Raw genomic sequence first — 10,631 nt, forward strand, 5'->3', positions numbered from 1 at the left:
CATGACCTCCTTGATGCAACGTTGTGTCCGCGCCCCCGCCGTGGGCGTCTTCTGGCTGGCGGCCCTGGCGTGTGCGCCGGGTTGGTCCCAGGGGCTCAAACCCAGCGGTGGCCTGAATGTGCGGGCCGCTGCGGCCGCCTCCCGTCAAGCCGAGGTGCCACAGACCGCGGACTTCATCGTGGCCGTGGTCAACAGCGAGCCCATCACCAACCAGGAAGTCCGCACCCGGGCCGAACGGTTGCGCAGCCAGTTCCAGCGCAATGACCAGCCGGTGCCTGCCGCCGCGGAGCTCCAGCGGCAGGTGCTGGAGACCCTCATCCTGGAAAAAGCCCAGGTGCAGCTGGCGACCGAAATGGGCATCAAGATCGACGATGCGGCGCTGAAGGAGGCTGAAGGCAATGTGGCGCGCCAGAACCGCATCACGCTGGAGCAGCTGCATGCCGAATTGGGGCGGCAGGGCGTGTCCGTGGCCGAGTTCCAAAACACCTTGAAGCAACAGCTGTTGTTGCAGCGCCTGCGTGAGCGGGAGGTGGCGTCGCGCGTCAAGGTCACCGAAACCGACATCGAACGCTTCATCATCCAAAAGCAGGACAACCCCGGGGCCGATCTGCAAATCAACCTGGCCCAGGTGTTGGTGGCCGTGCCCGAAGACGCCGACGCCCAGCGCCTGGCCACCTTGATGGCCCGCGCCCAGTCGGTGGCGGAAAAAGCCCGTGCGGGGCAGAACTTTGCCCAGCTGGCCCGCGAGTTTTCGGACGCGCCCGAGCGCGCCAGCGGCGGTGCCCTGGGCCTGCGCGGTGCCGACCGTTACCCCATCCTGTTCATCAACGCCACCCGCACCTTGCCCGAGGGCGGGGTGGCTGGGCCCGTGCGCAGCCCGGCAGGGTTCCACATCCTGAAGGTGCTGGAAAAACGGATTGCCGGTCTGCCCGATCCGGTGATGACCGAAACCCGTGCCCGGCACATCCTGCTGCGCACCTCGGCCAGTTTGTCCGAGCAGGCTGCCGTGGCCAAGCTGGCCGAATTGCGCCAGCGCATCCTAGGGGGCCAAGCCGATTTTGCGGCCTTGGCGCGAGAGGTCAGCCAGGACGGATCGGCCAGCGACGGCGGCAACCTGGGCTGGGTGGGGCCGGGTGTTTTTGTGCCCGAGTTCGAAGAGGCCATGAACGAGCTCAAGCCGAATCAGGTGTCGCAGCCCATCGTGTCGCGCTTCGGGGTGCACTTGATCGAGGTGCTGGAGCGCCGGGAGGTCAAGCTGGGGGCGCGTGAGCAGCGCGAACAGCTGCGCCAGCTGGTGCGCGAAAGCAAGCTCGACGAGGCCTACCAGAAGTGGCTGGAAGACATCCGTGCACGCGCCTATGTCGAACTGCGTGAGCCGCCCCAATGAAGCACATCGCGCGCAAGCGGTTCGGTCAGCACTTTCTGTGTGACGGCGGCATCATCGAATCCATCGTCCAAGCCATTGGCCCGCAGCCGGGGCAGGTGGTGGTGGAAATCGGCCCCGGGCTGGCGGCCCTCACCCAGCCCCTGGTCGAGCGCCTGGGGCGGTTGACGGTCATTGAACTGGACCGGGACTTGGCGGTTCGCCTGCGCCAGCATCCGCAGCTGGATGTGGTCGAGTCCGACGTGTTGAAGGTCGATTTTGCGGCCCTGGCGGCCCGCCTGGGCGTGCCCCGTCTGCGGGTGGTGGGCAACCTGCCCTACAACATCTCGTCGCCCATCCTGTTCCATCTGCTGGATGCGGTGGACGCGGTGGAAGACCAGCACTTCATGCTGCAAAAAGAGGTCATTGACCGCATGGTGGCGGCCCCGGCAACGGCCGATTACGGACGGTTGACGGTCATGCTGCAGTGGCGGTATGCCATGGAGAATGTGCTGTTCGTGCCCCCGGATGCCTTTGATCCCCCGCCCCGGGTGGACAGTGCGGTGGTGCGCATGGTGCCGTTGGCCCAGCCACCAGCGCTGAACCCGGCTCTCTTGTCCGAGGTGGTGAAGGTGGCCTTCAGCCAGCGTCGCAAGCTGCTGCGCCACACCCTGGGGGCGTGGCTTTCACAGCGTGGCCTGGACGGGTTGTTTGACGTCCAGCGCCGGGCCGAAGAAGTGCCCGTGGCCGACTATGTGGCCCTGGTGCAGGCCGTGGCTGCCCGCACCCCAGCGGCCTAGGCCGGGCTGGGCGCGGGCTGAGCGCCTGCTCAGGCCGCTGCGGTCCAGTAGCCGGCGTTGAACGGGCTGCTCATGCGCAGCGCCAGCGGGCTCACGTCCACCAGCTTGTCGGTGGGCATGGCTTCGGTGGCTTCGTCTTCGGCGGGTTGTTCGCCCTTGGGCGCGCGGGCCACCGAGAACGAGTAGAAGCAGCGGAACGGGATCTTGCGGTCAGACCAGTAGTCGGCGGCATCGCGGAAGATGTCCAGCAGCTGCTCGCGGGCTTCCTTGTCGAACTTGGCGTGGGCCGGGATGTGCTCCAGGACCACGATGAAGCCGGTTTGCGGGCCGGACTTGTGCACGGTGTCGGTCAGGCAGTCGTACAGCGCGTCGAAGTTCTTGCCGAAGTGCGACGGGAAGGTGTACTGCGCGGCGATCAGGTCCAGCACGTCCTGCTTGCTCTGGGCCTGGGCCAGGTTGGCGTACAGGAAGTGATGACCCATCTGTTCGGCAGCAGCCTGCAAGTCTTCCACGCGGTGGGCGCGGATGGACTGGACGATGTTGCTGCGGACGTTACGAAGTGGCATTTCCATCTCCGTTCTCTTTCAAATGGCTGGCGGTTTGCAAAAAAAGCGGCTCACTGATCCTGGACAATCAGTCGGAAGCTGGCGTAATGGTCTGCGGTGTAATAACAGGCTTCAGGGGTTCGGGGTTGTTTCCCCCCGCAGACGATGCGTCGGGCACCCCGGTGCTTGAGCCCTGGCGTGGGGACCGTGTATTCACGGTAGTGGCCACGTTTCTGGGGGGGAAGCACACGTTCACGGTTGCCAAAGACGCTCCCGTCTTTCTCGTAAGGGAAGGGCCCTCCGGCGGCAATGAGCTTCATGACCGTTTGGCCTTGGGGTGGAAGATCCGACACGGCCACGGTGGGCCGAGAGGCTTCATTGGCTTGAAAGGCCGCTGCAGGTGACGCCACCCACACCGATCCCACCAGCGCCAAAGCCACCCAAAATCGATTCACCAACCCTTTTGAAATCATGCCCACCTTTGCGGGTAAACCCTGAAAAGCGAGGGCAGAAGTTTGCCTGAGTTGGCGGCAAAAGGCAAGTCTGACGCGGTGTAACGGCGTGTTACAGGGACATGGTTGACGTCATGAGAAATTCATGTTGGTGTCACTTTTTGGCGTCCATGCCCCACGGGGTTCAGCGTTGCGCGTTGGCGTCTGCCACCGTCAGCGCCGTCATGTTGACGATGCGGCGCACCGTGGTGCTGGACGTGAGGATGTGCACCGGCTTGGCCGCCCCCAGAAGCACCGGGCCAATGGCGATGTTGCCGCCCGCGGCGGTCTTGAGCAGGTTGTAGGCGATGTTGGCCGCGTCGATGTTGGGCATGACCAGCAGGTTGGCCTCGCCGTGCAGCAAGGTGTTGGGCATGAGCTTGGTGCGGGCCTCGGCGTCCAGGGCGAGGTCGCCGTGCATTTCGCCATCCACCTCCAGCCAGGGGGCCTGCTGGCGCAGCAGCTGGAAGGTCTGGCGCATCTTCACGGCGCTGGGCTGGTTGGACGAGCCATAGTTGGAGTGCGACAGCAGCGCCACCTTGGGCTTGAGGCCGAAGCGCATCATTTCCTCGGCGGCCATCACCGTGATCTCGCACAGCTCTTCGGCGGTGGGGTCGTAGTTGACGTGGGTGTCCACCAGGAAGACCTGGCGGCCTGGCAGCATGAGGCCGTTCATGCAGGCGTAGATGTTCACGTCCTGTGGCGTGCTGGGGCTGCCGCCTGCGGCCTTGCCAATCACCTGGTCGATGTACTCCAGGTGGTTGGACGTGGTGCCCCAGGTGCCGCAGATCATGCCGTCCACATGGCCCTTGTGCAGCAGCATGGAGCCGATGAGCGTGAGGCGGCGGCGCATCTCGATCTTGGCCAGCTGGGCGGTCACGCCGCGGCGCTCGGTCATCTGGTGGTAGGTCTGCCAGAAGTCGCGGTAACGCGCGTCCTGTTCGACGTTGACCACGTCGTAGTCCAGCTCCTCGCGCAGGCGCAGGCCGAACTTTTCGATGCGTTGGGCGATGACGGCGGGGCGGCCGATCAGCGTGGGCCGGGCCAAGCCCTCGTCCACCACGATCTGGCAGGCGCGCAGCACGCGCTCTTCTTCACCCTCGGCGTAGGCGATGCGTTTGGCCGTGGCCTGCTTGGCGGCGGCGTAGATGGGCTTCATCAGCGTGCCCGACGCGAACACGAAGCTTTGCAGCTTCTCGCGGTAGGCGGCCATGTCGGCGATGGGGCGCTGGGCCACGCCGCTGTCGGCGGCGGCCTGGGCCACCGCGGGCGCGATCTTGATCATCAGCCGTGGGTCGAACGGCTTGGGGATGAGGTACTCAGGTCCGAAGGCCAGTTTTTCACCCACATAGGCGGCGGCCACCACCTCGTTCTGCTCGGCCTGGGCCAGCTCGGCGATGGCGTGCACCGCGGCAATCTCCATCTCGTCGGTGATGGTGGAGGCTCCGGCATCCAAGGCCCCGCGGAAGATGTAGGGGAAACACAGGACGTTGTTGACCTGGTTGGGGTAGTCGGTGCGGCCCGTGGCCATGATGGCGTCGTCACGCACCTGCTTGACCAGCTCGGGCGCGATTTCGGGCGTGGGGTTGGCCAGCGCGAAGATCAGCGGCTGGGCGGCCATCTTGGCCACCATGTCCTGCTTGAGCACGCCCCCGGCGGACAGGCCCAGGAAGATGTCGGCCCCGTCGATGATTTCGCCCAGTGTGCGGGCGTCGGTCTTCTGGGCGAATTGGATCTTGTCCTCGTCCATCAGCTCGGTGCGGCCTTCGTAGACCACGCCGGCCAGGTCGGTGACGTAGATGTTCTCGCGCGGAATGCCCAGCTTGACCAGCAGGCCCAGGCAAGCCAAAGCAGCGGCACCGGCCCCGGAGGTGACCAGCTTGACCTTTTTGGGGTCTTTGCCCACCACCTTCAGCCCGTTCATGATGGCTGCGCCCACCACGATGGCGGTGCCGTGCTGGTCGTCGTGGAAGACGGGGATCTTCATGCGCTCGCGCAGCTTGCGCTCGACGTAGAAACAGTCGGGTGCCTTGATGTCTTCGAGGTTGATGCCGCCAAAGGTGGGCTCCAGCGCGGCAATGATCTCCACCAGCTTGTCGGGGTCCTTTTCGTTGATCTCGATGTCGAACACATCGATGCCCGCGAACTTCTTGAACAGCACCCCCTTGCCTTCCATCACCGGCTTGCCCGCCAGCGGGCCGATGTCGCCCAGGCCCAGCACGGCGGTGCCGTTGGTCACCACGCCCACCAGGTTGCCGCGGCTGGTGTACTTGAAGGCCGCCGCCGGGTCCTTCACGATCTCTTCGCACGGCGCGGCCACGCCTGGTGAATACGCCAGGGCCAGGTCACGCTGGTTGGTGAGCTGCTTGGTGGCCGCGATGGCGATTTTTCCGGGGGTGGGGAACTCGTGGTACTCGAGGGCGGCGGTGCGCAGTTCCTTGCGCTTGGCTTCGGGGCTCAGTGACATGGTGTCTCCTCTGATGAACGGGCCGAGGGGGCCTGCGATGGGCCGTGCGGCATGCGGGCAGGTCGGGCATTGTAGGATGCGAAGCGGAAATTCATAATGCGGAAACTACGCACCCCAGGCCAGCGCCTGCAGGATGCCACGGCGTGGCCGACCTGTGCAGCCGTGGGTATCATGCCCCCGTCGATCCCCTGCATTCAGCCTTACGGAGGTGGCCCATGGCCCTGATGGATTTCCTGAAGAAACAGTTCATTGACGTCATCCAGTGGACCGAGGAGGGTGACGGTACCCTGGCCTGGCGTTTCCCCATGGCGGGCATGGAAATCCAGAACGGCGCCTCGCTCACGGTGCGCGAATCGCAGATGGCCGTCTTCGTCAACGAAGGCAAGGTGGCCGACGTGTTCGGCCCCGGCATGTACAAGCTCACCACCCAGACGCTGCCGGTGCTGACCTACCTGCAGAACTGGGACAAGCTGTTCGAATCCCCGTTCAAGAGCGACGTCTACTTCTTCAGCACCCGCCAGCAGCTGGACCAGAAGTGGGGCACGCCGCAACCCATCACCGTGCGCGACGCCGACTTCGGTGCCGTGCGCCTGCGCGCCTTCGGCAACTACGCCTTCCGCGTGGCCGACCCCAAGCTGTTCCACACCGAGGTGTCGGGCACGCGCGAGCGCTACACCGTGGCCGATGTGGACGGTCAGCTGCGCGGTCTGGTGCTGCAGAACATCAGCCAGGCCATTGCGGGCAGTGGCATCCCCTTCCTGGACTTGGCGGCCAACCAGCTCAAGTTTGCCGAGGCCCTGTCGGCCCAGCTGACGCCCGCTTTTGCCGCCATCGGGCTGGAGCTGGAAGGGCTGACGGTGCAGAACCTGTCGCTGCCCGAAGAGCTGCAAAAAATCCTGGACCAGAAGATCGGCATGGGCATGGTCGGCAACGACATGGGCAAGTTCATGCAGTACCAGACGGCCCAAGCCATTCCCGGCATGGTGGGTGGCATGGGGGCGGGTGGCGGGAGCGGCATTGCCGGTGATGCCATGGGCCTGGGCGCGGGCGTGGCCCTGGGCCAGGTGCTGGCGCAGAACTTGGCCCAGGGCCTCAACCCGCAGGGCGCGGTGGCACAAGCCGCCGCAGCAGGCGCAGCGCCCGCAGCCGCCCCAGCAGGTGTGGCCCCCGACCAGGTGATGGCCACGCTGGAAAAGCTGGCCGACCTGAAGGCCAAGGGCATCCTGACCGACGAAGAATTTGCCGCCAAAAAGGCCGAGCTGCTGAAGAAACTCGTCTGAATTTCAAGATAAATTGGGCTCTACCGCTTATTCTAAAAGCGTGAGCAGCTATCATTTTTGAATAGCTGACCATGGCCGAACCCTCCCCCCAACGCGCCTACCGGGCGGCCTGCCCGGGCTGCGGTGCGCCCGTGCTGTTTCGCAGCGCGCAGTCCACCCACGCCGTGTGCGGCTACTGCCACAGCACGGTGGTGCGCCAGGGCGAGGTGTTGCAGCGCCTGGGCAAGCTGGCCGAACTGTTCGACGACCACTCGCCGCTGCAAATCGGGGCCACCGGCAAGCACAAGGGCATGGGCTTTGTGGTGGTGGGCCGCCTGCAGTACCAGGCCAGCCAGGGGCCGTGGACCGAATGGGCGCTGGTGCAGGACGACGGGCAGCCCGCCAGCTTGAGCGAAGACAACGGCAGCCACGTCTACAGCCGCCCGCGCACCGTCAAGCGCGAACTGCCGGGGGCCGAGCACTTCCGCCTGGGGGCCACCACCGCCATCGAAGGGCAGACCTACGCCGTCAGCCAGAACGACACCGCCACCTTGCGCAGCGCCGAGGGCGAACTGCCTCGCCTGCCCGAGGCGGGCCATGGCTTTGCCTGGGTGGAGCTGCGCTCGCATGCCGACCAAGGCCCCGGCAATGTGCTCACGCTGGACTACTCGCCCACGCTGCGTGGGGAGCCGGTGGCCGTCAGCCTGGGCCAGGAGGTGCGGCTGGAAGACCTGCACATGGCCGGGCTCAAGGTCGAGTCGGCCCGCGACGAAAAAGGCCGCCAGTTCAACTGCCCGTCGTGCGGAGCGCCGGTCACCGTCACGCTGGACAACACCCAGCGGATGACCTGCGGCTCGTGCCACAGCCTCATCGACCTCACGCAGGGCGTGGGTGCGGAGGTGGTGGCCGCCAAGCAGGACGAGCCCGTGGAGCCCCTGATCGCGCTGGGCAGCCAGGGCCAGTTCCAGGGCAAGACCTGGCAGGTGGTGGGCTTTCAGCACCGCATGGGCACCGAGCCCGACGACCCCGACGAACACTTTGGCTGGAGCGAGTACCTGCTGTACAACGCCCAGCGCGGCTTCCAGTTCCTGGTGGACACCACCGAGGGTTGGAGCCTGGTCAAACCCACCACGGGGGCGCCGGTGCTGTCTCCGGGCGGCAAGAGCGCCAAATACCTGGGCACCACCTACCAGCTGCAATACGCCTACAAGGCCGAAACCTCCTACGTGGCGGGCGAGTTCTACTGGCCGGTGATGCGCGGCCAGCGCAGCTTCAACCGCGACTTTGCCTCGGGCAACAACCTGCTGAGCCAGGAAGAGGCGGGCAAGGAGGTCACCTGGTCGGCCGGGGCCAAGATCAAGGCCGAACTGGTGGCCTCGGCCTTCGGCCTGAAGGACGCCACCGCCCTGCTGACCCGGGTGGACGCCAAGCCCGCCTCCGAGCTGGGCTGGAAGGGCAAGCTCATCCTGGTGCTGGTCATCCTGCTGCTGATCGTCCTCGTCAGCTGGCTGGACCGCAACGACTGCGACCCCAACACCCAGAACTGCTACAACAGCAGCGGCTCGTCATCGCGCAGCTCGGGCGGGTCTTGGGGCGGGTATTCCAGCGGTGGCTCGCACAAGTGATGCGGCCACCGCCGCGGGTCAGGCCCGGAAGGTGAGCGATGCGCTGGTGTCCACTGTGTAGGTGCGGGACTTGACGGTGCTGACAAAGTGCCACGTGCCGGTGGCTTCGGTGGGGGTGAAGCGCATCAGCACGAAACCGCGGCGAGCGGTCTCGGCGTAGCGCAGGTCGTCCACCACGCCCAGAAAGATCTGCTGGATTTGCGCAGGTGTCAGCGCCGACAGGTACTCCTCCAACCCGGGCGAGCTGATGCCGGGAGTGCCAAACTCCTGTCCCACCACCGTGCCGTCGGCCAGGGTCAATCGGCTGCTCCAGGCATTGTGGGTGTCGCCAGCCAGCACCACCAGTCGTTTGCCCAGTTTGCGGGCCGTTTGCAGTACCACTTCACGCTCCACAGGGTAGCCGTCCCAGGCGTCCAGGTTGTAGCCCAGGCGGGGATTCAGGGTGGGGTCCAGCAAGGCTTTCTGTTCGGCTGTCAGCGTGGCGGGGGCTTGTGCCGCCACGGTCTTGGCGGTGATGAAGTCGGTGATGGCCTTTTGCCCCGCGGCCAGTCCGGCGGGCGTGGTGTTGTTCGGGTTGAGGTGTTTCAGCACGCTCACGGGGAACTGCATGCGACCCATCAGAATCTGCTGGCCCAGCACCTGCCAGGTGGCGTTGGACGCGGCCAATTGCCCTTGCAGCCACTGCAACTGAGGGCTGCCCATCAGCGTGCGGGTGGGCGAGGCCAGCGTGGCAGCCGCCGTGCTGGCGGTGGCCGGGTCAAGCAGTTCGGAGAATTCGATCTGCTTGTCGCGGGCCAGCACCCGTGTTTCCAGCATGTGCAGCGCGACCAGGCCGCCAAAGTCAAAGCTGCGGTAGATCTTTCGCAGGTCGGTCTTGTCCAGGGTGCGCACGGGCATCCATTCGTGCCAGGCTTGAAGTGCGGCGGCGCGGCGTGCGGCAAATGAGCCCTCGGTGGCGGCGCTGTGGTTTTCTGCGCCGTCTTTGTAGGTGTCGTTGGCAATCTCGTGGTCGTCCCACACGGCAATCAGCGGCAGGCTGGCGTGCAGCACTTTGCTGTCGGGGTCGGACCGGTACTGTGCGTAGCGCTTGCGGTAGTCGTCCAGGTTCACACACTCGTGGGTGGGGTTGACCACGCGGCCCAGGGCGACGGCATCGGCGCTGGCATAGCCCCCTGCGGGGTACTCGTAGATGAAGTCACCCAGGTGCACGGCAAACTGAGCCCCTGATTTCGCCACCTCGGAATAGGCGTGGAAGTAGCCTGCCGGGTAGTTGGAGCAGCTCATCACGGCCAGCTTGACCTCGGTGGCCCCGGCGGCGGGAAGGGTCCGGGTGAGGCCCACGGGCGACGCGTGGGTGCCATTGCGGAAGCGGAAGCGGTACTCCGTGCCCGCTTTCAGTCCCGTGGCATCGACCTTGACGGTGTGCCCCGTGGCGGCCGTGGCCGTGGTGTTACCGCTGGCGACCACGGTGGCAAAACTTGCGTCGGTGGCCACTTCCCAGGTCAGGGGTACATCTTCATGGAGCCCGGGGTATTGGGCGTGCGTCCACAGCATGACGCGGTCACTCAGCGGGTCCCCGCTGGCCACGCCGTGGTTGAACTGTGGGGGATCTCCGTCGCCGCCGCAGGCGGTCAGGGCCGCGCCCGCGCTGGAGAGCGCAGCCACAGAGGCCAGACGAAGGACGAACTCACGACGGGAAGGGGTTTGCAGGGTGGTCATCGCAGTAGAGGAGGTGAAAAATCATGGGGAGCATCGGTTGTGCCTCACCTTGGTGACCACCGTGTGAACGGCCCCGCCAAGGGTTCACAATACGGCGCAACGGACAACCCTCAGGAGTGCAACTCATGGAACTCGAATGGTTCAGGCCCGCCGCCTTCTTTGGATCGGTGGTGTTTGCCCTGTTGGGCGTCGTTGTGTTCTGGCTGGCCTTCATCGTCATCGACAAGCTCACCCCCTACAACCTGTGGGAGGAGCTGGTGGAAAAACAGAACATGGCACTGGGCATGGTGGTTGCGGCCATGAGCCTGGGCATCTCTCTCATCGTGGCTGCGGCCATTCACGGATAACGGTCAAGGTATTGC

The 10,631-nt window shown here is 65.5% G+C and carries 8 protein-coding genes and 1 pseudogene; 5 read left to right on the forward strand and 4 right to left on the reverse strand.

What is annotated here, in order from left to right:
- Position 1: 1 nt before the first annotated feature.
- Positions 2 to 1,387, forward strand: coding sequence for a peptidylprolyl isomerase (locus ACYVB7_RS09435; protein ID WP_460506721.1), 1,386 nt, complete (start codon positions 2 to 4; stop codon positions 1,385 to 1,387).
- Positions 1,384 to 2,163 carry a ribosomal RNA small subunit methyltransferase A gene (gene rsmA, locus ACYVB7_RS09440; RefSeq protein ID WP_460506724.1) on the forward strand — a complete coding sequence of 260 codons (780 nt, stop codon included), beginning with the start codon at positions 1,384 to 1,386 and terminating at the stop codon, positions 2,161 to 2,163. The genes ACYVB7_RS09435 and rsmA overlap by 4 nt, the downstream gene beginning before the upstream one ends.
- Positions 2,164 to 2,339: 176 nt before the next feature.
- Here rsmA and ACYVB7_RS09445 read toward each other — a convergent pair.
- The 3 genes and pseudogenes from ACYVB7_RS09445 to ACYVB7_RS09455 form a co-directional block, all read right to left on the reverse strand.
- Positions 2,340 to 2,735, reverse strand: a pseudogene (locus tag ACYVB7_RS09445) (barstar family protein); the annotation flags it as partial.
- Positions 2,736 to 2,779: 44 nt separating this feature from the next.
- Positions 2,780 to 3,181, reverse strand: a complete 402-nt coding sequence (locus tag ACYVB7_RS09450) for a guanyl-specific ribonuclease (protein WP_460506727.1) — start codon at positions 3,179 to 3,181, stop codon at positions 2,780 to 2,782.
- A gap of 163 nt (positions 3,182 to 3,344) precedes the next feature.
- Positions 3,345 to 5,666 (reverse strand): NADP-dependent malic enzyme, encoded by a 2,322-nt coding sequence (locus tag ACYVB7_RS09455; RefSeq protein ID WP_460506729.1) that lies wholly within the window; start codon positions 5,664 to 5,666, stop codon positions 3,345 to 3,347.
- A gap of 215 nt (positions 5,667 to 5,881) precedes the next feature.
- Between ACYVB7_RS09455 and ACYVB7_RS09460 the strand changes: the two genes are divergently transcribed.
- Both ACYVB7_RS09460 and ACYVB7_RS09465 read left to right on the forward strand, forming a co-directional pair.
- On the forward strand, positions 5,882 to 6,946 hold the full coding sequence (locus ACYVB7_RS09460; protein WP_460506732.1) for an SPFH domain-containing protein: 1,065 nt from the start codon (positions 5,882 to 5,884) through the stop codon (positions 6,944 to 6,946).
- A 71-nt stretch (positions 6,947 to 7,017) separates the two neighbouring features.
- The gene (locus tag ACYVB7_RS09465) at positions 7,018 to 8,550 is read left to right on the forward strand and encodes a DUF4178 domain-containing protein (protein ID WP_460506734.1); all 1,533 of its coding nucleotides are present in this window, start codon (positions 7,018 to 7,020) and stop codon (positions 8,548 to 8,550) included.
- A gap of 18 nt (positions 8,551 to 8,568) precedes the next feature.
- Here ACYVB7_RS09465 and ACYVB7_RS09470 read toward each other — a convergent pair whose 3' ends face one another.
- A complete protein-coding gene (locus ACYVB7_RS09470; RefSeq protein ID WP_460506737.1) occupies positions 8,569 to 10,269 on the reverse strand; it encodes an alkaline phosphatase D family protein in 1,701 nt (566 codons plus the stop codon).
- A 125-nt stretch (positions 10,270 to 10,394) separates the two neighbouring features.
- Here ACYVB7_RS09470 and ACYVB7_RS09475 point away from each other — a divergent pair, with 125 nt between their 5' ends.
- Positions 10,395 to 10,616: a DUF350 domain-containing protein gene (locus ACYVB7_RS09475; RefSeq protein ID WP_460506740.1), complete on the forward strand. Its 222-nt coding sequence runs from the start codon at positions 10,395 to 10,397 to the stop codon at positions 10,614 to 10,616.
- The last annotated feature ends 15 nt before the right edge of the window (positions 10,617 to 10,631 follow it).

The organism is Hydrogenophaga soli (assembly GCF_054777695.1).